The sequence below is a fragment of the Pseudomonas sp. KCJK9016 genome (assembly GCF_046231795.1).
Taxonomy (GTDB): Bacteria; Pseudomonadota; Gammaproteobacteria; order Pseudomonadales; family Pseudomonadaceae; genus Aquipseudomonas; species Aquipseudomonas bananamidigenes.
In genome coordinates this window covers 118,314-140,001 of record NZ_JBJJMM010000017.1, presented here as the reverse complement: position 1 = coordinate 140,001, position 21,688 = coordinate 118,314, and the positions used below count along the sequence as shown (strand labels likewise).

Below are 21,688 nucleotides of genomic sequence, written 5' to 3'. Positions count from 1 at the left end.
CCACGTACGCCTTCGGAAGACACGTCAATATCTCCTGTGAGGCGGCCGGTTGTGATACCCCCTGAAAAATCATTCCGGCACGGGAGCAACTCCGTGTCAGAGGGCATGAAACCGTTACGCCAATCGGCCAGACCTCAATGGTTGCACTGCCATGTGAGCGGACGGATCGTAGCCGGGTTTCTGAACCTTCGCTTAAACAAATAAACTCAAAATTGAGTTTATTTGGCAGGCGTGCCTTCAGGCTTGCTCAGTGACGCAAAGAGGAATATTCTCCGCCTACGTCAATGTCTCCTGTGAGATCAGTAAACCCGGCCGCAAACCGAGGTTTACAGAAAAACCGCCCCGCAAAGGCGGTTTTTTTTCGCCTGTCGTTTGCCTGAAAGCGCCGCTTCGATGTGCAGGGTTTTCTACCGTTCGCACCTGATCAGTCCGGCCGATAAGACGCCACCAGACATTCCTTCGCACTCTTCCTGAGCTTCTTGATCAACCGCTCCTGGCGCAGCGCATCACTCTTGTCACGGCATCGCTCGGTATAGACCAGCGCCATCGCCGGGCTTGAGAGAAAGAATCGGGCGCCCTTGCCGCTCTGGTGCTTGGCAAAACGGCGCACGGGATCGTCGCTGATCCCGCAGTAAAGCGAACCGTTGGCGGCGCGGACGAGGTAGACGAACCAGGACTTGCTCGCTGGAACGTCGGCTTCGGGAGGGTTTTCGCTAAGACTGGTCACTGTGCACTAAAGGCGTTTGAGGAACAGGTCGCGATCTTATCAGCGACTCGCCTGAAATGCCTTCAGCCCTTTCAGCGCCTGGACGCGGACAGCGTTGCGTACCAGAGGCGTCCAGCCCAGCAGCAGGCCTTTGAAACCCAGCGCCTGGCGGGACCAGCGCCACAGGTCGAAGTGGTCGTGATGTTCAGAGATCTTGCCGTCGCGGAAGACGAAGCGCGCCTGGATGTCGTTGATCACGACGTTGCCGGTCTGGCTGAACAGGTAGGTCGCCACCCAGTGGGCGCCGCCGTTGCGTTCGTCGGCACGGACGTTGTCGAAGGTCAGGGAGAAGTCCTTGGCCCGGGTGGTGAGCATGCGCCACATGTCACCTGCATCGTGGCCGCGCAGCTCGCCGAAGGCCGGATCGCTGAACACCACGTCGTCGGTGTAACAGGCCGCCATGGCCTCGGCGTCAAGTCGCTGGAAAGCCTGGTAGAAACGGGTGATCAGGGCGCTGTGGGCTTCTTCGCTCATGGGCAATCTCCGGGAAATGTACAGATTGCCAGCACGATAATCCGCAAACGCCCGAAACACTATCGGCATTCGCATGACGAATACCGACAGTGTGTGCAATTCAGACCTTTTCGCTTTCCACCTGTACGTACAACGCACGCCCGGCACCGAGACCGGCGAGGATCGCACCCGCACCGACGATGCCGAAGATCCAGCCCACGGCGTTCCAGCCACCGGTCCAATCGTGCACCACGCCGACCGCGAACGGCCCCATGGACGCGAGGGTGTAACCGAAGCCCTGGGACATACTCGACAGATTGGCCGCGACGTGAGAATCCTTCGAGCGTAACACGATCAGGGTCAGCGCCAGACTGAACGTGCCGCCCTGCCCCAGTCCCAGCAGGATCGCCCAGCCCCACAGGCCTTCGATTGGTGCATAGAGGCAACCGAACAGACCGCCGAGGGTCAGCGCCATCACCACCACGATCGCCAGACGCTGGTCCTTGCCGCGAGTGGCAAGCCATGGCGCCGCCAGGGAACTGGCGAGCTGGATGATCACCGAACCGGACAGCACCAGACCGGCCTGGGTCGGCGTCAGCCCGCGACCGATGAGGATCGACGGCAACCAGCCGAATACGATGTAGGCCAGCGATGATTGCAGACCCATGTACAAGGTCACCTGCCAGGCCAGTGGGTCACGCAGCAAACCGCGCACGCGATACGCGACATTGTGTGCACCGTGCTTCTGGCCGATTTGCGGCAGCCAGAACAGCGCCGCGACCAGTGCCGGAATCACCCAGAAGCCCAGGCCCATGGCCCAGCTGTGATCGAAATGCTCGCTCAACGGCACGGTCGAACCTGCCGCCATTGCCGCGCCCAGGCACAAAGCCATGGTGTACACGCCGGTCATGGTGCCGGCATGCTTTGCAAAATCGCGTTTGACGATACCCGGCAGCAACACGCCGATGATGCCGATACTGGCGCCACCCAGAACGCTGCCGGCAAACAGACCGATTTCGCCGAAATTGCTGCGCAGGATGATGCCTGCTGCAAGTGTCAGCAGAATTCCCAATACGACCCGTTCGGCGCCGAAGCGCCTGGCCAGCACCGGTGCCAGCGGCGCGAACAGACCAAGGCACAGCACCGGCAATGTCGTCAGCAATCCCGCCTGGGCAGCGGACAAGCCAAGACTTTTCGACACCTCACTGAGCAGCGGCGCCATGCTCGACAGCGCCGGACGCAGGTTCAACGCCACAAGCACCAACCCCAGCAACAACAACCATGGACGACGCACCAGCGGATGGCTTTGCTGCACCTGCTCGTCATCGGCCTCGGCATCGATCAGCAACTCCTCCAGTTCGGCGGTGCGCTTGGGGGTATTGATTGCTTCAGGGCGGGACATGGTTTTCTCGGTTTCAAGGTTCATTGATCAGTTGCCTCGACAGGGCCTTGGCCCGTTCCGGGTCACGCTGTTCGACGGCTTCGAACAGAGCGATGTGCAAATCGAAGACTTCCTGTCGACGAGGGACGATGTTCAGGGTCTGACGCAATTGCGCGCCGACGATGCTGGAGAAATAGCGGTACAACTCGCTGAGGGTCGGATTGTGCGCGGCGTCCACCAACCGCCGGTGAAACACCAGGTCACAGGCGATGTAGCTGTCGAGATCGCCGTGATAGTGGCTGCCGGCAACGCCAAGCGCCTCGCGCAGGCCAGCCAGATCCTCATCGGTGCGACGCAACGCCGCCAGACCGATGGCCTCGACTTCAAGGATGTGCCGGGTTTCCCGGGCCTGATCCAGCGAGCATCTGGAGAGCGCCTTGAGCGTGTCCATCGGATCGACCACCGCCCGCAGGTAACTGCCGTCGCCCTGCCGGATCTCGATCAACCCGGAGAACGCCAGCACCCGCATCGCTTCGCGCACGGTATTGCGGCTGATGCCGAGTTCGGCGCACAGCTCGGGCTCGGTGGGGAGCCGCTGACCGACCTGCCAGGTGCCATCGGTGATGCGCTGGCGCAATTGATCCAGCGCCTGATCGACCAGGGATCGTTTGATCAATAAAGAGTTTTCAGACATGGAATTCGCCCTGTCATCCAATCATGGGATGAATTTGCTGACAGGGTAGTCAGATTTTTCAATCAGGGCAACCGGCAAGATCCGGGCAAAAATAAACCCGGAACTGAGTCCGGGTTTATTTCAGCGCCTGAATCCGATCAATGCAGGATCTGGCTCAGGAACAGTTTGGTCCGGTCATTCTGCGGATTGTCGAAGAAGTCGTTCGGTGCCGCCTGCTCGACGATTTCGCCCTTGTCCATGAAGATCACGCGATTGGCCACGGTGCGGGCGAAGCCCATTTCGTGGGTCACGCACAGCATGGTCATGCCGTCTTCGGCCAGACCGATCATGGTGTCGAGCACCTCCTTCACCATCTCCGGGTCGAGTGCCGAGGTCGGTTCGTCGAACAGCATGATTTTCGGTTTCATGCACAGCGCACGGGCGATCGCCACACGCTGCTGCTGACCACCGGACAACTGCCCCGGAAACTTGTGCGCCTGCTCCGGAATGCGTACGCGTTCCAGATAGTGCATGGCGATTTCCTCGGCCTTGCGCTTGGGCATCTTGCGCACCCACATCGGCGCCAAAGTGCAGTTCTGCAGAATGGTCAGGTGCGGGAACAGGTTGAAGTGCTGGAACACCATGCCGACTTCGCGGCGGATCGCTTCGATCTGCTTGAGATCGTTGGTCAGTTCCACGCCGTCGACCACGATGCGGCCCTGCTGGTGCTCTTCCAGACGGTTCAGGCAGCGGATGGTGGTGGACTTGCCGGAACCCGACGGACCGCACAGCACGATGCGTTCGCCCTGACGGACATTCAGGTTGATGTCTTTCAGCACGTGGAACTGGCCGTACCACTTGTTCACGCCCTGCATCTGAATGATGCCTTCCGGGCCGACTGGCTTTTTGATTGCTTCGCTCATCGAAAAAACTCCTAACGCTTGTGGCCAGTGTCGAGCTTGCGTTCCAGATGCATGGAATAGCGCGACATGCCAAAACAGAAAATCCAGAACACCAGGGCGGCGAACACGTAGCCTTCGGTGGCCATGCCCAGCCATTTCGGATCGGCAGCGGCTTGCTTGACGCTGTTGAGCAGGTCAAAGAGGCCGATGATGATCACCAGGCTGGTGTCCTTGAACAGCGCGATGAAGGTGTTGACGATGCCGGGAATCACCAGTTTCAGGGCTTGCGGCAGAATCACCAGGCCCATGGCGCGCCAGTAGCCGAGGCCCATCGCGGCCGCGGCTTCGTACTGCCCCTTGGGAATCGCTTGCAAACCGCCGCGCACCACTTCGGCGACGTAGGCCGACTGGAACAGGATCACGCCGATCAGCGCCCGCAGCAGTTTGTCGAAGTTCATGCCTTCAGGCAGGAACAGCGGCAGCATCACCGAGGACATGAACAGCACGGTGATCAGCGGCACGCCGCGCCAGAACTCGATGAACGTCACGCAGACCACGCGAATGGCCGGCATGTTCGAGCGGCGTCCCAGCGCCAGCATGATCCCCAGCGGCAACGCGCCGGCGATACCGACGGTGGCGATCACCAGGGTCAGCATCAGGCCGCCCCACTGGCTGGTGGCAACCGCGCTCAAACCGAGCACGCCGCCATGCAGCAGGCACCAGGCAACGATTGGATACACCACCAGGAAGCTCAGGCCGTACACCGCTTTGCGCGGCACACGCTTGATGAACAGCGGGGCCACACCGATGACCGCCAGCCACACGGTCAGGTCCACTCGCCAGCGCAGTTCCGCCGGGTAGTAGCCATACATGAACTGGCCGAAACGCTGCTCGATGAAGACCCAGCAGGCGCCTGCCTTGGTGCAGTCGGCACGGGTGGTGCCGACCCAGTTGGCATCGAAAATCGCCCAGCTGAGCAGCGGAGGAACCACCAGGTAAATGAGATAGAACGCAAACAGGGTCAACAGCGTATTGAGCCAGCTGGAGAACATGTTCGCGCGGATCCACGCCATCGGGCCGAAGACCTTGGCCGGCGGCGGCATGTCGGGTTTGAAAGTATGAGTACTCATGCGCTATTCCTTACCGCTCGATCAGCGCAATGCGCTTGTTGTACCAGTTCATCAGCAGGGAAATGCTGATACTGATCGCCAGGTACACGCTCATGGTGATGGCAATGACTTCGATCGCCTGACCGGTCTGGTTCAGCACGGTGCCGGCGAACAGCGAAACCATTTCCGGATAACCGATACCGGCCGCCAGCGAGGAGTTCTTCGCCAGGTTCAGGTATTGGCTGGTCAGCGGCGGAATGATCACCCGCAGCGCTTGCGGAATGATCACCTTGCGCAGCGTCGGGCCGTTGCGCAGGCCCAGGGAACGCGCCGCTTCGGTCTGGCCGTGGCTGACCGACTTGATCCCCGAACGCACGATCTCGGCGATGAACGCTGCGGTGTACACGGTCAAGGCCAGAGTCAGAGCCAGCAGCTCCGGGATCAATACCCAGCCACCGACGAAGTTGAAGCCTTGCAGTTTCGGCAATTCCCAGTGCAACGGAGCGCCGAATACCAGCGCGCACAGCGTCGGGATCACCAGGAAAATTGCCACACCGGCCCAGAACTTGTGGAACGGTTCGCCGGTTTCTTCAAAGCGCCTGGTGGCCCAGCGGCTCATCAGCACGATGGCAACGATGGCTACCACAATGCTGACCACGAACGCCCAGAAGCCGTCGGCCATCTGTGCGGCCGGCATGTTCAGACCACGGCTGCTGACGAAGAAGGTGTCGCCGAAGTTGTGGCTGTTGCGCGGCCCCGGCATGGTCAGGAACACCGCGAAATACCAGAACAGGATTTGCAGCAGCGGCGGAATGTTGCGGAAGACTTCCACATACACGGTCGCCAGTTTGCTGATGATCCAGTTCGGCGACAGCCGCGCCACACCGATGATGAAGCCCAGCAGGGTCGCCAGGATCACGCCGATGAAGGTCACCAGCAACGTGTTGAGCAGGCCGATCACGAACACGCGGGCATAGCTGTCCGCTTCGGTGTAGGAAATCAGGTGTTGAGCGATGCCGAACCCGGCACTGCGCTCCAGAAAGCTGAACCCGGACGTGATGCCCCGGTGCTGCAGGTTGGTCTGGGTGTTATCGAACAGATACCAGCCCATGGCGACCACCGCCACGACGGTGATGATCTGGAATAGCCACGCACGCACACGCGGATCGCTGAGGCTGAACCTCTGCTTTGGTGCGCCGATTGAATTTTGCATGAAGTGCCCCGGAAAAAATGGAACAGAACATCACCCGGCGGCTGGCCCGCCGGGTGATAGAACCATTAGCGCACTGGTGGTGCGTACTGAATGCCGCCGTTGTTCCACAGCGCGTTCAGGCCACGGTCGATTTCCAGCGGAGTGCTCTTGCCGAGGTTTTTCTCGAAGATTTCACCGTAGTTGCCGACTTGCTTGACGATCTGTACGACCCAGTCCTTCGGCAGTTTCAGGTCCTTGCCGTACTCGCCGTCAGCACCCAGCAGACGGGCAACGTCCGGGTTATTGGTGGACTTGGCTTCGGCTTCAACGTTTTTCGACGTGATGCCGGCTTCTTCAGCGTTGAGCAGCGCGTAGCCGACCCAGCGCACGATCTTGTTCCACTCATCGTCACCGTTACGCACGACCGGGCCCAGAGGCTCCTTGGAGATGGTTTCCGGCAGAACCACGTAGTCCTTCGGCGAAGCCAGCTTGCTGCGCTGGGCGAACAACTGGGACTTGTCGGAGGTCAGCACGTCGCAACGACCGGACTCCAGCGACTTGGCGCTTTCATCGGAGGTGTCGAAAGTGATCGGGGTGTACTTCAGGCCGTTGGCGCGGAAGTAGTCGGACACGTTCAGCTCGGTGGTGGTACCGGCCTGAATGCAGATGGTCGCGCCGTCGAGTTCCTTGGCACTTTTCACGCCCAGCTTGTTGTTGGCCAGGAAGCCCACGCCGTCGTAGTAAGTGATGAAGCCCGGGAAAAACAGACCCATGCCCGCGTCACGGGAGCTGGTCATGGTGGTGTTGCGCGACAGGATGTCGATCTCGCCGGACTGCAGCGCGGTGAAGCGCTCCTTGGCGTTCAACTGACTGAACTTGACCTTGGTCGAATCGCCGAACACGGCAGCGGCCACGGCACGGCAGACATCAGCATCGATACCGACGATCTTGCCAGTGGAATCCGGAACCGAGAAGCCTGGCAGGCCATCACTGACGCCACACTGCACGTAACCTTTCTTCTGCACTGCATCCAGGGTTGCACCCGCCTGAGCGAACCCGCTGACACCCAATACTGCAGCTGCAGTCACGATCGCCAGCGTGGATTTCAACATCTTCATTCAAACCTCCAGTTTTGCTCTTGTTGTGTCGGAGCTTGAGTCCAGTCGCACCCTTTTGAGGCGTTGTTGACCCGTGTTGGCTTTTTATAGGATCAACCGACGCAGGACCTTCGCTATGAGTCTAGTAGGAGAAAATCCACATCATGGACAACTCACTTCTCACCAGTCGGCCGAACGGGCGGTAGCCCTTTCACGTTCGCTAAGCCCGTTGCGGCCATTGGCGAACATCCATCACCGGATTCTTTGCTATCCCGTCGCCGGGCGTTCACTGATAGTGTTACCGCCAGGCGCGAGATCGATTGCACGACTGACTCATAGCAAAGCCCGTACCACACCGCTCGCTGAAGCGATTGAGCGACAGGTCAATAGCAAAACTTGTAGCCTTGCGACATCTTCTTAACGGATCAACCGGGCGCGCACCTCCATCACGCACTTAATGAGAGCGCCCGCACATTTTTGGAGCAGCCATGACCGAGCCCTTGATTCTTCAGCCTGTTAAGCCCGCAGACGCCTGCGTGATCTGGCTGCACGGCCTCGGCGCCGACCGCTATGACTTTCTGCCGGTAGCCGAAGCGCTGCAGGAAAGCCTGCTCAGCACGCGCTTCGTCCTGCCTCAGGCACCGACCCGCCCGGTGACCATCAATGGCGGATATGCCATGCCGAGCTGGTACGACATCAAGGCCATGAGCCCGGCCCGGGCCATCGACCGTGATGAACTGGAAGCCTCCGCCAACCGCGTCATCGAATTGATCGAAGAGCAGCGCAGCAGCGGAATAGACGCATCGCGGATTTTCCTGGCCGGTTTTTCCCAGGGGGGCGCCGTGGTGCTGCATACCGCTTACCTGAAATGGCAGGGTCCTCTGGGAGGGGTGTTGGCGTTGTCGACTTACGCACCGACCTTCAGTGACGAGCTGGAGCTGTCAGCCAGCCAGCAGCGCATTCCTGCCCTGTGCCTGCACGGCCAGCATGATGGCGTCGTGCAAAACTCGATGGGACGCAGTGCCTACGAGCATCTGAAGAAGCATGGTGTCACCGTGACATGGCAGGAATACCCAATGGAGCACGAAGTGTTACCCGAAGAAATTCGCGACATCGGCGTGTGGCTGAGCGAGCGCCTGCGCTGATCGTTCCGGGATCGATTTTCCGATGGTCGGTCCCCTTTGATCATCCCACTACGCCGCGCCCGTTTCTTGCATTACACTGGCCGGCGTACATTCCTTAACCAATTGATGAGATGACCGTGCTCAAAGCACTCAAGAAGATGTTCGGTAAAAGCGAGGCCGAGCAGCTCGCACCCGCTTCCGGTTCGCCATCGCAGGCCCCCGGCCATCGCAGCGATGCCAGACCGGCCGACCGCCAGGCTCCCGCAGCCACACCGAAACGCGAACCGAAAACCGCCCCTGCCGCCGCACCTGTCAGTGAACCGGCCCGCAGCGAAACACCAAAACCGGCCAGACCACGCCGCGAACCGAAGCCCAAGGCGCCGGTCATTCCCTGGAAACTCGAAGACTTCGTCGTCGAGCCACAGGAAGGCAAGACCCGTTTCCACGATTTCAAACTCGCCCCGGAACTGATGCACGCCATCCACGACCTGGGTTTTCCGTATTGCACGCCGATCCAGGCTCAGGTGCTGGGTTATACACTCGCCGGCAAAGACGCCATCGGCCGCGCCCAGACCGGCACCGGCAAGACCGCCGCGTTCCTGATCTCGATCATCACCCAGCTATTGCAGACCCCGCCGCCGAAAGAGCGCTACATGGGTGAGCCACGGGCGCTGATCATCGCGCCGACCCGCGAGCTGGTGGTGCAGATCGCCAAGGATGCCGCCGACCTCACCAAGTACACCGGCCTCAATGTGATGACGTTCGTCGGCGGTATGGACTTCGACAAGCAGCTCAAGCAGCTCGAAGCCCGTCACTGCGATATCCTCGTCGCGACCCCGGGCCGTCTGCTCGACTTCAACCAGCGTGGCGACGTGCATCTGGACATGGTCGAAGTGATGGTGCTGGACGAAGCCGACCGTATGCTCGACATGGGTTTCATCCCGCAGGTCCGACAGATCATTCGCCAGACCCCGCCAAAAAGCGAACGTCAGACCCTGCTGTTCTCCGCGACCTTCACCGATGACGTGATGAACCTCGCCAAACAATGGACCACCGACCCGGCCATCGTCGAAATCGAGGTCACCAACGTGGCCAACGAAAACGTCGAACAGCACATCTACGCGGTGGCCGGTGCCGACAAATACAAACTGCTCTTCAACCTGGTCAACGACAACGGCTGGGAGCGGGTGATCGTGTTCGCCAACCGCAAGGACGAAGTGCGACGCATCGAAGAACGCCTGGTACGTGACGGCATCAACGCCGCGCAATTGTCCGGCGACGTGCCTCAGCACAAGCGAATCAAAACGCTGGAAGGCTTTCGCGAAGGCAGGATCCGCGTGCTGGTCGCCACCGACGTGGCCGGTCGCGGCATTCACATCGACGGCATCAGCCACGTGATCAACTTCACCCTGCCGGAAGTCCCGGACGACTACGTGCACCGCATCGGCCGAACCGGCCGGGCTGGCGCCGATGGCGTTTCGATCAGCTTCGCCGGTGAAGACGACTCCTATCAGTTGCCGTCCATCGAAGAAAAACTCGGTCGCAAGATCAGCTGTGAAACGCCACCGACCCACCTGCTGCGGGCCGTTGAGCGCAAGCGCCCACAGTAAGCGAAGCCATAAAGAGAAGCGCAGCCGGCAACGGACTGCGCTTTTTTTTCGCCCGGATATTGTTCAACAAAACTAAAAGTCCATAATGGACAAATTAGTTTAGGTGCAGTCTCCGGAGTTCAGCATGTCCATCAAGCCGTACGTAATTGATCAAACCCAGGCACGAGAGCTTCTGGCCCGGATCGATGTGCCGCAGATCCTGCGCAAGCTCTTCCGCGACCTGGCAGCCGGACACGCCGTGCAACCGGCGCAGCAACTGGTGGAATTCCCCCAGGGCGCCGGGGACTTTATCAACTATCTGGGCGTACTGGCCGAAGATGGCGTGTACGGGGTCAAGACGTCACCGTACATCGTTCGCGAACAAGGCCCGCTGGTAACGGCATGGACGCTGCTGATGTCGATGCAGACCGGCCAGCCGCTGCTGCTCTGCGATGCCGGTGAACTGACCACCGCCCGTACTGCAGCGACCACCGCCGTAGCGGTCGACGCCCTCGCGCCCTTGAAGGCCTCGCGTCTGGCAATCATCGGCAGCGGCAAGGTCGCCCAGGCACATCTGCATTACGCCAAGAATCTGCGCGACTGGCAGAGCATCCGCGTGTACTCGCCCACCCTGAGCGAAAACCCGGCAACCGCCAGCCTGCTGCAAACTCTCGATCCCCGGGTGAGCATCGCCGACAGCCGCGAAACCGCCATCGCCGAGGCTGACGTCATCTTGCTCTGCACCTCTTCCGCGGGACCTGTAATCGACCCGGCAACCCTGAGCAAACCGGCGCTGATCACCTCGATCAGCACCAACGCACCCCGCGCCCACGAAGTGCCGCCGCAGTGCCTCAACGATATGCAGGTGTTCTGCGACTATCGTCTGACCACACCGGGTTCGGCTGGCGAGATGTTGATCGCTGGCGAACGGCATGGCTGGGACAAAAATGCGATCGTCGGTGACCTGGCGGACCTGCTCAGCGAAAAAGTGCAGCGTCCGGATTACCACCGTCACGTGTTCTTCCGCTCCATCGGTCTGGGCCTGGAAGACATCGCCCTGGCCAACGCCGTCTATCAATTGCAGCGCTGACACCGGAGATTTTCATGAGTCATGCAGATTTCATCATCATCGGCGGCGGGATTGCCGGCGCCTCCACCGGTTTCTGGCTGTCGCAACACGGCAAGGTTGTGGTGCTGGAGCGCGAATCGCACCCGGCCTATCACTCCACCGGGCGTTCGGCCGCGCTGTTCACCGCCGCTTACGGAACGCCGCAGGTTCGGGCACTGACCCAGGCCAGCCGGGCGTTTTTTGATCACCCGCCCAGTGGCTTCTGTGAACATCCGTTGCTGACCCCGCGTGGCGAAATGACCGTGGATTTCACCGGTGACGCCGCCGAACTGAACAATCAATACCTCAGCGCCAAAGCCACGGTGCCGCAGATGCAGTTGCTCAGCGCGGAAGAAGCCTGCGTGCGGTTGCCGATTCTGCGTCGGGAAAAGGTCCACGGTGCGATCTACGACCCGACCGCCAGCGACATCGACACCGACGCGCTTCATCAGGGCTATCTGCGCGGCATTCGCCGCAACAACGGGCAAGTCCTGACCGATTGCGAAGTGCTCGGGCTGAACCGTGATGCCGACGGCATCTGGCAAGTGCAGACCAACGGCCAGACCTTCAGCGCTCCCATCGTGATCAACGCAGCCGGTGCCTGGGCCGACAGAATCGGCAACCTGGCGGGCGCCCGACCGCTGGGCCTGCAACCGAAACGCCGCGCCGCGTTCATCTTCGCCGGCCCCGAAGGCGTGGACATTCACCACTGGCCGATGCTGGTCAGCCTCGACGAATCGTTCTACATGAAGCCCGACGCCGGCATGTTCCTCGGCTCCCCGGCCAACGCCGACCCGGTCGAGCCCCACGACGTGCAACCGGAAGAACTGGACATCGCCATGGGTATCTACCAGATCGAAGAAGCGACGACCCTGACCATCCGCCGCCCGACCCGTACCTGGGCCGGCCTGCGCAGTTTTGTCGCTGATGGCGACTTGTTGGCCGGGTTCGATCCGCAGGTGCCCGGGCTGTTCTGGGTCGCGGCCCAGGGTGGCTACGGCATTCAGACGTCGCCGGCGATGGGCATGGCCAGCGCCGCTCTGGTACGTCATCAGCCGTTGCCCGAGCACCTGGAACAGTTCGGCCTGACGGCGGCCATGCTCTCGCCTGCCCGTCTGACCTGAGCCTTCGTCCGGATGACTCGCCCGACGGATTGCGGCACACTCGCAACGCCCCCGGACCACGGGGGCGTTGACGTTGCCTGGAGCTCCACAGTTATGACCGCCCCCGAACACACGCCCGAGCCGAATGACGCCGCGCTGGATAACTTCCGCGCCATCGCCGACGCCATCGCCACCCTGTTCTTTCCCCACGCCGAAGTGGTGCTGCATGACCTGCGCACGCAGAAGGTCGACTACATTGCCAACAACCTGTCCAAACGGGTGATCGGCGATGAATCGTCACTGGAGGACATGCTCAGCGACGACGTCAGCGAACGGAACATCGGCCCGTACGAAAAGCTCAACTGGGACGGCCAGAAGATTCGCAGCCTGAGCACCGTGCTGCGCGACAGCGAGGGGCGTCCGCTGGCGGTGCTGTGCATCAACCTGAATATTTCGCTGTTCGAGAACGCCAAGGCGGCGCTGGACCTGTTCCTCTCGCCGAGCAAACTGATTCCGCAACCGGACTCGCTGTTTCGCGATGACTGGCAGGAGCGGATCAACACCTTCCTGCACGCGTGGCTACGGGAACGGCAACTGAGCCTGAATCTGCTGACCCGCGATCACAAACGCGAACTGGTGCTGGCGCTGCACGCCGAGGGGGCGTTCAAGGGCAAGAGCGCCTCGAACTACGTGGCCAATGTGCTGAACATGGGGCGGGCGACGGTGTACAAGCATTTGAAGGAATTGAAGGGCTGAAAATCTTCATTGGCCGTTCCGGTCCCTTCGCGAGCGGGCTCGCTCCCACACTGGAACTGTGGCGTCTACACATCCCTGTGGGAGCGAGCCTGCTCGCGAAGGCGGCAGATCAGTCGCCGTAGATGTCCGACTTGAAGTACTTCTCGGAAATCTTCTGATACTCGCCACTGGCACGAATACCGTCGATGGCGCTGTTCAACTGGCTGACCAGTTCAGTGTTGCCCTTGCGCACAGCGATCCCCGCGCCCTCGCCCACGTATTTCGGATCCTTAAGCTCCGGCCCGACAAACGCATACCCCTTGCCCCGCGGCATCGACAGGAAGTCGGTCAGCGGAATGGTGTCGGCAAAAATCGCATCGAGACGCCCGGCCGCCAGGTCCATGTAGATTTCTTCGTTGTTGCCATAGCGCTTGACGTTGATGCCCTTGGGCTCGAACACCTCAGTGGCGTAGCGATCGGTGGTCGTGGCGCGCTGCACACCGACGGTCTTGCCCTTGAGGCTGGCGTACTGGTCATCGACCGTGGCGCCTTCCTTCATCACCAGTCGCGACGAGGTGAAATAGTACTTGTGGGTGAAGTCCACCGACTTCTTGCGATCTTCGTTGATGGTCATGGACGACAGCGCCATGTCGATTTTCTTCACCTTCAGGGAAGGAATCAGACCGTCGAACTCGCCCTCGACCCACACGCATTTGACTTGCATCTGTGCGCACAGGGCATTGCCGATGTCGTAGTCAAAACCGACGATCTCACCCTTGTCGGTTTTCGAGGCGAAGGGCGGATACGCCGCTTCGATGCCGATGCGCAGGGTTTTCTCGGCGGCAAACGCGCTGCTGCACGCCAACAGGCTCAGCGCCAGACCGGTGATCAGGGGGAGTTTCTTCATGTTCGTTCTCTCGCGGGTTGTTGTTGGTTTGGCAAGACAGAAGAAAGAGCTGAAACGGAAAACGCTTTATTTGTACTTGTAAATCCATACTGGACTTTTACGTACAGATCGTCAATCAGACAAGCGGGATTGCACTTGTCCACTAGTCGGGACGAAATCCGAGAATGGCGGCGTTACAGATGACGCCATCGCGAGCAGGCTCGCTCCCACAGGGAAATGCATTCCACAGCGGGAGCGAGCCTGCTCGCGATGACTGATTGAGTGTCGCTGCGGGACTTATTTGCTCCAGCGATCCGCCGCCGCATGATCGCTGTCACGACCCTCGACCCAACGCGGACCGTCGCTGGTGTTCTCTTTCTTCCAGAACGGCGCACGGGTTTTCAGGTAATCCATGACAAAGGCGCAGGCGTCGAATGCCGCCTGACGGTGGGCGCTGGCGGCACCGACGAACACGATAGGTTCGCCCGGCTCCAGCGCGCCGATGCGGTGCAGCACTTCCAGCTTCAACAACGGCCAGCGCTGTTCGGCCTCGACGGCGATCTTGCCCAAGGCCTTTTCGGTCATGCCCGGATAGTGTTCGAGGAACATGCCGGCGACATCGAGGCCATCATTGAAGTCGCGCACGTAACCGACAAAACTCACCACCGCGCCGACGCCAACATTGGCCGCGTGCATCGCGTTGACTTCAGCGCCGGGATCGAACGCCGTGGACTGCACACGAATCGCCATGTTTCAGCCTCCGGTCACAGTGGGGAAGAACGCCACTTCGTCGCCATCGACCACCGGCTCGTCGAGCTGGCACAGGTCTTCGTTGCGCGCGCACATCAGGTTCTGTTCGCTCAGCACCTCGGCGCCATCACGGCTGGCGAGCAATGCGCGAACGTCTTCTACCGTCGCAAAATCGCCCTCGACCTTCACCGAATCCACGCCCAGCGCTTCGCGGTAACGGGCAAAAAACTTCACGGTCAGGTTCATGGCTGCTCCGCCTGGAAATGCCCGCTCTTGCCGCCGACTTTCTCCAGCAGGCGCACGCTTTCGATGGTCATGCCGCGATCCACGGCCTTGCACATGTCGTAGATGGTCAGCGCGGCGACGCTGGCGGCGGTCAGCGCTTCCATCTCCACGCCGGTCTGCCCGGACAGCTTGCAACGGGCCACGATGCGCACCGCGTCGTCGCCTTCGGCGCTGAGTTCGACCTTGACGCCGGTGAGCATCAGCGGGTGGCACAGGGGAATCAGGTCACTGGTTTTCTTCGCCGCCTGAATGCCGGCGATGCGCGCCACGGCAAACACGTCGCCCTTGGGATGGCCGCCGCTGACGATCATCTGCAGGGTGTCGGGCAGCATGCGCACCAGCGCTTGGGCCGTCGCCTCGCGGAACGTCACGGCTTTTTCGGTGACGTCGACCATGTTGGCGCGACCTTGGGAATCGAGATGAGTCAGCACGGGATTACTCCTGATCAGGAGCGTCGATTGTAAACCTGAGGGTCAGAATTGCGCACACAAAAAACCGGGCGACTTTGCAGTCGCCCGGTTCCATTTGGCGGGTTACAGATGCGATTCGGCGTATTCAGCCAGAATCGAGCGAGGCACCCCTTGCAGCGTGATGTGTACACCGTTGGGGAAGTCTTTGAAACGTTCGGTCAGGTAGGTCAGCCCGGAGCTGGTCGCGGACAGGTAAGGGGTGTCGATCTGTGCCAGGTTGCCCAGGCACACCACTTTGGAACCGGCGCCGGCCCGGGTGATGATGGTTTTCATCTGGTGCGGCGTGAGGTTCTGGCATTCGTCGATCAGGATCAGGCTCTGCTGGAAGCTACGACCGCGAATGTAATTGAGCGATTTGAACTGCAACGGCACTTTGCTGAGGATGTAGTCGACGCTGCCATGGGTGTTTTCATCGTCCATGTGCAAGGCTTCGAGGTTGTCGGTGATGGCGCCCAGCCAGGGCTCCATTTTTTCCGCTTCGGTGCCGGGCAGGAAGCCGATTTCCTGATCCAGGCCCTGCACGCTGCGGGTGGCGATGATGCGCCGGTAACGCTTGCTGACCATGGTCTGCTCGATCGCAGCGGCCAGCGCCAGGATGGTCTTGCCGGAACCGGCGGCGCCGGACAGGTTGACCAGATGGATGTCCGGGTCGAGCAAGGCGTACAGCGCCAGGCTCTGATAGATGTCACGCGGCTTGAGGCCCCAGGCTTCCTGATGCAGCAGCGGTTCCTGGTGCAGATCGAGGATCAGCAGACGGTCCTCTTCAATCTCCTTGATCCAGCCGACGAAACCCTGCTCATCGATGATGAACTCGTTGATGTGCACGGCCGGCAGGTTGTCGGTCAATTGCACCTGGTGCCAGGTGCGGCCATGGTCCTGACGGGTTTCGACCTTGCTCACACGGTCCCAGAAGGAGCCGGTCATGTTGTGATAGCCGTTGGGCAGCAGGGACACGTCGTCGACCAGCTGGTCGGTGCTGTAGTCCTCGGCGTCGATTCCACAGGCCCGCGCCTTGAGGCGCATGTTGATGTCTTTGGTGACCAGCACCACCGGTTTCTTCGGTTCGCGGGTGTGCAGGTCGATCAACTGGTTGATGATTTTGTTGTCGTTCAGATGCTCGGGCAGAATCAGGTTCGATTCGGCCTGCTTGCTCATCAGAATCGACAGCAAGCCCTTCGGTCCGCTCTTGCCACGCTGGATCGGCACCCCTTGTTCGACGTCCTCGGGCGTGGCATCGCCCAAGGTCTTGTCGATCAGCCGGATCGCCTGACGGCATTCGGCGGCGACGCTGTGATGGCCGCTCTTGAGCTTGTCCAGCTCTTCGAGCACGGTCATCGGGATCGCGACGTGGTGTTCTTCGAAATTCAGCAGGGCATTCGGATCGTGAATCAGTACGTTGGTATCGAGTACATAAAGGATTGGCTGGTTGGAGGAAGGGCTACGTCCGTGATCATCCATACTCGGTCACCTTTGTGGGAGCCATTCGACGCAATACCTGGGCGGTGCTGCGCCTCGAAGTGACTGCCGAATCCGCCTGCGAAGCTTTTGTTCGGAATAGCAGGCGAATTGCACACAAAATGGGTCTTGGAAGACGCCACCTGTGTTGCAGGTTTCGGCGGTCTGACTTCGTAATACTCCAAAACCCGTGACAGAAAAAAGCACTTTGACGCTTTTTTGAAGTTTATTTTGCAAAGTGACGAAAAGCCCTTGGCGGACTGCCCTGCCCCCGTTAGAGTCGGAAGTCCGCCAGCCTCCAATTCCGCAAAAAATTCACCCCAGGCCCAATGTTTACGGGCTCCTGTCGTTTTTTCTTCAGCGAAACGCGTCCTGACAGTCTTCCCAGCCGATGCCGCTTTGCGCGGTCTGCGTGATCAGCCACGGCAACGCCGTCTTCACCGCATCCTGCTTCATGTTGAAATTGATCACGCCGTGACGCCACAACAGCATCAGGGTCAGCACCCGCTGCGCGCTCGGGTTGCCCTTGAGCTTGCCGGCGCCGTCCTGGGCATCGATGTCCCACAGCGCCACTTGCAGGCCCTGATTGCGCAAGAAACTGCCCGCATCGCTGCGACGCTGGCCATCTGGCGGACGGAACAACGGCACGTAGTTTTCCGGCAGCTTGCTCTTCACCAGATCGCTGCTGCGGCGCACCGAGTCCTGCCAGTCCTGCCAGTGGCTGTGAGAGCGGAACTCCCAGCCCTGCACGCCCACGCAGAGTTTCGAAAATTCCGATTGCAGGTTGTTCACCGAGCGATCCGCCAGCCGCGCCTGCACATCCTTGCCCAGCAAAAAGAAGGTGCCGCTCAGATTGGATTTGCGCAGGTAATCGGCGATCCAGTCGGTGTTGTCCGGCAGCAGGTTCGCGGCACTGTCGAAGCTCAACAGGAACAAGCGGTCGTGCATGTCGTCGCCGTTGCGCTCGTAGTCACCGAAGTGATCGACTTCGCTGGTGGTCTGTGGCGACAGCGCCGCCTTGCGCAGCAATTCATCCAGGTACTGTTGATGGAAGATCCGGCTCGGCTCGGCCCACTTCGTGTAATAGCTTTCATCGCTGACCACGAACTTGGCCGCCTGCTCGCGCAGGGTCGGCAGGTCTTCGACGAGGAAACAGAACGAGGCGTCCTGGTCGCAGCTCTGCTGGGCATGGTTGTAGCTGGTCAGCAAACGCTGCCACAGACGCTCGCGCAGGCTGTTGATCGCGTCCAGATTGACCGTGCGCAACCCCAGACGCTGAGCCATCGCGGCCTCATCCAGCGCTTCGCTGCCCAACAACCCCCGGGCGAACATCAGGACTTCCGCCCGCGAGGCGACGTCGAACAGAGTCGGGTTGTCGAGCGTCTCCGGCCAGGTGCTGCGATCGAGCGTGGCAATATCGCCCGGCGCCGCGACGGCACCGACGCTCAATAGCCACGCGGTGAAAAAAAGAACAATGCGCAAAGGGGTGTCTCCATAACAAAACCCGCGCGGCACTATAGCCGATCCCACACGATTCCCCTCAACCACGCTCCCACAAGGAATTGAAGGTGAGCCGCCGATCACCTATGGACCTGATAGCTGGAGTCAACCCGGCCAACCCCCTAGAATCGCCCCCACGATCAAAGGAGACGACTTCATGCTGATGGTGATTTCCCCCGCCAAGACCCTCGATTACGAAACACCGCCGGCGACCCCGCGCTTCACTCAACCGCAATACCTCGACCATTCCCAGGAGCTGATCCAGCAGTTGCGCGAGCTGACACCTGCACAGATCAGCGAACTGATGCATGTCTCCGACAAGATCGGCGGCCTCAATGCTGCACGCTTCGGCAGCTGGACACCTGCATTTACCCCGGCCAACGCCAAACAGGCGCTGCTCGCGTTCAAGGGTGACGTTTACACCGGGCTCGACGCCCAGAGTTTCAGCGAAGCCGATTTCGATTATGCGCAACAGCACCTGCGCATGCTTTCCGGCCTCTACGGCCTGCTGCGTCCGCTCGACCTGATGCAGCCGTATCGTCTGGAAATGGGCACGAAACTGGCCAATGCCCGGGGCAAGGACCTGTACGCCTTCTGGGGTACACGCATCAGCCAATGGCTGAACGAAGCGCTGGCCGAGCAAGGCGATGACGTGCTGCTCAATCTGGCGTCCAACGAGTACTTCTCGGCGGTCAAGCGCACGGCCCTGAACGCGCGGATCATCAACACCGAATTCAAGGACCTGAAGAACGGCCAGTACAAGATCATCAGCTTCTACGCCAAGAAAGCTCGCGGCCTGATGAGTCGTTTCGTGATCCAGGAACGCATCAACGATCCGGCCGCCCTCAAACAGTTCGACGTGCAGGGATATCGCTACAGCGCCGAACAGTCGAAACCGGACAATCTGGTGTTTCTGCGCGATCACGCACCTGAATAAAGCATGCCCATTGCACGACTCTTTTTATAAAGAGTCGTGCACCTCGCACGACGTCAAAAAAACCTCCCTTCTTTTCGCCGTTTTATTGGCGCCATAAAAACACCGCCCTCATTTCTATCTTTTCTTTCACTCGACAGATGTCATTTTTTTCAGTAGTGGCACCAGATTTTTTTTCGAGTAGTGGCACAAAACCATCCAGGGCGATTATCTGCCTGTCAATAAAGGGCGAAATCGAAAGTGCTATCAATATGAAAGCAGTGCCATCTTTCTCAATATTTCAAGAAATTTCAAAATTCGCGATGGGCGGACCGGAACTATGTCAAAACGCATAGCTCATACCACCGGTAACGATTATCGCCGAGCTTGTACGAGATAACTTACTCAGAGATCCAGACCATGTAACCAAGTTGTCACGGCAACTTGCCCGGCTGGGATTACAACTCTGGACAACTATCGAAAGACAGGAGATACGCACCATCCATATCCCCTGCAAGGCCAGGACCGCGCCCTTGTAAACGTGTTCGCCAGAACACCTGAACGCCCGATCTACAGGCCTTCCGCCTGACATCGGGCGTGCAACACAAGATTGCACAAGTATCCCTTGTTCAAGGGATCGGCTGCATTACAGGGCACGTCATAACAACAAGGCCTGGTTGCGCACATCTTGAGTGCACTTATTTAGACACTCGAAACTTAGTATGCCTGCACACGGCATTGTGACGCCTGCAAGTCACACTTTCGAGTGCACTAAAACCGCTGAACACCATTAACTCCGGCCCTCTAACGGCCTGATATATACAGAGGTAATTGCGATGCGCATCAGCATATTTGGTTTGGGTTACGTCGGTGCAGTATGTGCCGGTTGCCTGTCTGCACGAGGCCACGACGTAGTTGGCGTCGATGTTGCCAAAGACAAGATCGACATGATCAACGCGGGCAAATCCCCCATTGTCGAACCGGGCCTGGGCGAGTTGCTGGCACAAGGGATCAAGACCGGTCGTCTGCGCGGTACAACCAACTTTGCCGAGGCGATTCGTGACACAGACCTGTCGATGATCTGCGTCGGCACGCCGAGCAAAAAGAACGGCGACCTGGAACTGAACTACATCGAGGCGGTGTGCCGCGAGATCGGTTTTGTCCTGCGTGAAAAATCCACCCGCCACACCATCGTCGTGCGCAGCACCGTGCTGCCGGGCACCGTCGCCAACGTGGTGATCCCGATCCTCGAAGACTGCTCGGGCAAGAAAGCCGGTGTCGATTTCGGCGTGGCGGTCAACCCGGAATTCCTGCGCGAATCCACCGCGATCGCCGACTACGACCAGCCACCGATGACCGTTATCGGCGAGTTCGACAAGGCCTCCGGCGACGTTCTGCAATCGCTGTACGAAGAACTCGATGCACCGATCATCCGCAAGGACATCGCCGTCGCCGAGATGATCAAGTACACCTGCAACGTCTGGCACGCCACCAAAGTGACCTTCGCCAACGAGATCGGCAACATCGCCAAAGCGGTGGGCGTCGATGGCCGTGAGGTGATGGACGTGGTCTGCCAGGACAAGACCCTCAACCTGTCCCAGTACTACATGCGCCCGGGCTTCGCCTTCGGCGGCTCGTGCCTGCCGAAAGACGTGCGTGCCCTGACCTACCGCGCCGGTTCCCTGGACGTCGAAGCGCCGCTGCTCAACTCGCTGATGCGCAGCAACGAATCGCAAGTGCAGAACGCCTTCGACATCGTGGAAAGCCACGACAAACGCAAAGTCGCCCTGCTCGGCCTGAGCTTCAAGGCCGGCACCGACGACCTGCGCGAAAGCCCGCTGGTGGAACTGGCCGAGATGCTGATCGGCAAGGGCTATGACCTGAGCATCTACGACAGCAACGTCCAGTACGCCCGTGTCCACGGCGCGAACAAGGATTACATCGAGTCGAAGATCCCTCACGTGTCGTCGCTGCTCAATGCGGACTTCGACTCGGTGATCGACAACTCCGACGTGATCATTCTGGGCAACCGCGACGAGAAATTCCGCGCCCTGGCCCAGGAAGCACCGCACGGCAAACAGGTGATCGACCTGGTCGGCTTCATGGCCAAAGGCACCGATGCCGGCACTCGCACCGAAGGGATCTGCTGGTAAGGCAGCCCCAGGCGACAAGCCTCGAGCTGCAGACCCAGGCGTTT

The 21,688-nt window shown here is 60.0% G+C and carries 21 protein-coding genes; 7 read left to right on the top strand and 14 right to left on the bottom strand.

Going from position 1 to position 21,688, the window contains the following annotated elements; all coding sequences use genetic code 11:
• Positions 1-424: 424 nt before the first annotated feature.
• From ACK6BI_RS18195 to ACK6BI_RS18160, 8 genes are all read right to left on the bottom strand, one after another.
• Positions 425-727 carry a GIY-YIG nuclease family protein gene (locus ACK6BI_RS18195; protein ID WP_409318138.1) on the bottom strand — a complete coding sequence of 101 codons (303 nt, stop codon included), beginning with the start codon at positions 725-727 and terminating at the stop codon, positions 425-427.
• A 39-nt stretch (positions 728-766) separates the two neighbouring features.
• Complete coding sequence (locus ACK6BI_RS18190) at positions 767-1,240, bottom strand: nuclear transport factor 2 family protein (RefSeq protein ID WP_409318137.1); 474 nt, start codon at positions 1,238-1,240, stop codon at positions 767-769.
• Positions 1,241-1,340: 100 nt separating this feature from the next.
• Positions 1,341-2,645: a CynX/NimT family MFS transporter gene (locus ACK6BI_RS18185; RefSeq protein WP_409318136.1), complete on the bottom strand. Its 1,305-nt coding sequence runs from the start codon at positions 2,643-2,645 to the stop codon at positions 1,341-1,343.
• Positions 2,635-3,294, bottom strand: coding sequence for a FadR/GntR family transcriptional regulator (locus tag ACK6BI_RS18180; protein WP_265812249.1), 660 nt, complete (start codon positions 3,292-3,294; stop codon positions 2,635-2,637). The genes ACK6BI_RS18185 and ACK6BI_RS18180 overlap by 11 nt, the downstream gene beginning before the upstream one ends.
• A gap of 137 nt (positions 3,295-3,431) precedes the next feature.
• Positions 3,432-4,196 carry an amino acid ABC transporter ATP-binding protein gene (locus ACK6BI_RS18175; protein ID WP_114881492.1) on the bottom strand — a complete coding sequence of 255 codons (765 nt, stop codon included), beginning with the start codon at positions 4,194-4,196 and terminating at the stop codon, positions 3,432-3,434.
• Positions 4,197-4,207: 11 nt separating this feature from the next.
• Positions 4,208-5,305, bottom strand: a complete 1,098-nt coding sequence (locus ACK6BI_RS18170; RefSeq protein WP_409318135.1) for an amino acid ABC transporter permease — start codon at positions 5,303-5,305, stop codon at positions 4,208-4,210.
• 10 nt (positions 5,306-5,315) lie between these two features.
• Positions 5,316-6,497, bottom strand: a complete 1,182-nt coding sequence (locus ACK6BI_RS18165) for an amino acid ABC transporter permease (RefSeq protein ID WP_409318134.1) — start codon at positions 6,495-6,497, stop codon at positions 5,316-5,318.
• Positions 6,498-6,562: 65 nt separating this feature from the next.
• Positions 6,563-7,594 (bottom strand): amino acid ABC transporter substrate-binding protein, encoded by a 1,032-nt coding sequence (locus ACK6BI_RS18160; RefSeq protein WP_409318133.1) that lies wholly within the window; start codon positions 7,592-7,594, stop codon positions 6,563-6,565.
• A gap of 467 nt (positions 7,595-8,061) precedes the next feature.
• On the opposite strand from ACK6BI_RS18160, the gene ACK6BI_RS18155 reads away from it, so the two are divergent.
• From ACK6BI_RS18155 to ACK6BI_RS18135, 5 genes are all read left to right on the top strand, one after another.
• The gene (locus ACK6BI_RS18155; protein ID WP_409318132.1) at positions 8,062-8,718 is read left to right on the top strand and encodes an alpha/beta hydrolase; all 657 of its coding nucleotides are present in this window, start codon (positions 8,062-8,064) and stop codon (positions 8,716-8,718) included.
• A gap of 110 nt (positions 8,719-8,828) precedes the next feature.
• Entirely contained in the window at positions 8,829-10,307 is a 1,479-nt protein-coding gene (gene rhlB / locus ACK6BI_RS18150; RefSeq protein WP_409318131.1) for an ATP-dependent RNA helicase RhlB, read from the top strand.
• Between the two features lie 124 nt (positions 10,308-10,431).
• Positions 10,432-11,376, top strand: coding sequence for an ornithine cyclodeaminase family protein (locus tag ACK6BI_RS18145; RefSeq protein ID WP_409318130.1), 945 nt, complete (start codon positions 10,432-10,434; stop codon positions 11,374-11,376).
• A gap of 14 nt (positions 11,377-11,390) precedes the next feature.
• Positions 11,391-12,518: an NAD(P)/FAD-dependent oxidoreductase gene (locus tag ACK6BI_RS18140; protein ID WP_409318129.1), complete on the top strand. Its 1,128-nt coding sequence runs from the start codon at positions 11,391-11,393 to the stop codon at positions 12,516-12,518.
• Positions 12,519-12,611: 93 nt separating this feature from the next.
• Positions 12,612-13,253, top strand: coding sequence for a transcriptional regulator (locus ACK6BI_RS18135; protein WP_409318128.1), 642 nt, complete (start codon positions 12,612-12,614; stop codon positions 13,251-13,253).
• Between the two features lie 109 nt (positions 13,254-13,362).
• Here the strand turns inward: ACK6BI_RS18135 and ACK6BI_RS18130 are convergent, their stop codons facing one another.
• The 6 genes from ACK6BI_RS18130 to ACK6BI_RS18105 all read right to left on the bottom strand — a co-directional run bounded on the left by ACK6BI_RS18130 (position 13,363) and on the right by ACK6BI_RS18105 (position 18,560).
• Positions 13,363-14,139 carry an ABC transporter substrate-binding protein gene (locus ACK6BI_RS18130; RefSeq protein ID WP_409318127.1) on the bottom strand — a complete coding sequence of 259 codons (777 nt, stop codon included), beginning with the start codon at positions 14,137-14,139 and terminating at the stop codon, positions 13,363-13,365.
• 276 nt (positions 14,140-14,415) lie between these two features.
• The gene (gene moaE / locus ACK6BI_RS18125; protein ID WP_409318126.1) at positions 14,416-14,868 is read right to left on the bottom strand and encodes a molybdopterin synthase catalytic subunit MoaE; all 453 of its coding nucleotides are present in this window, start codon (positions 14,866-14,868) and stop codon (positions 14,416-14,418) included.
• Between the two features lie 3 nt (positions 14,869-14,871).
• A complete protein-coding gene (locus ACK6BI_RS18120) occupies positions 14,872-15,114 on the bottom strand; it encodes a MoaD/ThiS family protein (RefSeq protein WP_409318125.1) in 243 nt (80 codons plus the stop codon).
• Positions 15,111-15,584, bottom strand: a complete 474-nt coding sequence (gene moaC, locus ACK6BI_RS18115) for a cyclic pyranopterin monophosphate synthase MoaC (RefSeq protein WP_007957321.1) — start codon at positions 15,582-15,584, stop codon at positions 15,111-15,113. The genes ACK6BI_RS18120 and moaC overlap by 4 nt, the downstream gene beginning before the upstream one ends.
• 102 nt (positions 15,585-15,686) lie before the next feature.
• Complete coding sequence (locus ACK6BI_RS18110) at positions 15,687-17,081, bottom strand: PhoH family protein (RefSeq protein ID WP_409318124.1); 1,395 nt, start codon at positions 17,079-17,081, stop codon at positions 15,687-15,689.
• Between the two features lie 354 nt (positions 17,082-17,435).
• The gene (locus tag ACK6BI_RS18105) at positions 17,436-18,560 is read right to left on the bottom strand and encodes a polysaccharide deacetylase family protein (RefSeq protein WP_409318123.1); all 1,125 of its coding nucleotides are present in this window, start codon (positions 18,558-18,560) and stop codon (positions 17,436-17,438) included.
• A 175-nt stretch (positions 18,561-18,735) separates the two neighbouring features.
• Here ACK6BI_RS18105 and yaaA point away from each other — a divergent pair, with 175 nt between their 5' ends.
• Both yaaA and ACK6BI_RS18095 read left to right on the top strand, forming a co-directional pair.
• Complete coding sequence (gene yaaA / locus ACK6BI_RS18100) at positions 18,736-19,515, top strand: peroxide stress protein YaaA (protein WP_260522292.1); 780 nt, start codon at positions 18,736-18,738, stop codon at positions 19,513-19,515.
• 812 nt (positions 19,516-20,327) lie between these two features.
• Entirely contained in the window at positions 20,328-21,644 is a 1,317-nt protein-coding gene (locus tag ACK6BI_RS18095) for a nucleotide sugar dehydrogenase (protein WP_409318122.1), read from the top strand.
• Positions 21,645-21,688: the final 44 nt, after the last annotated feature.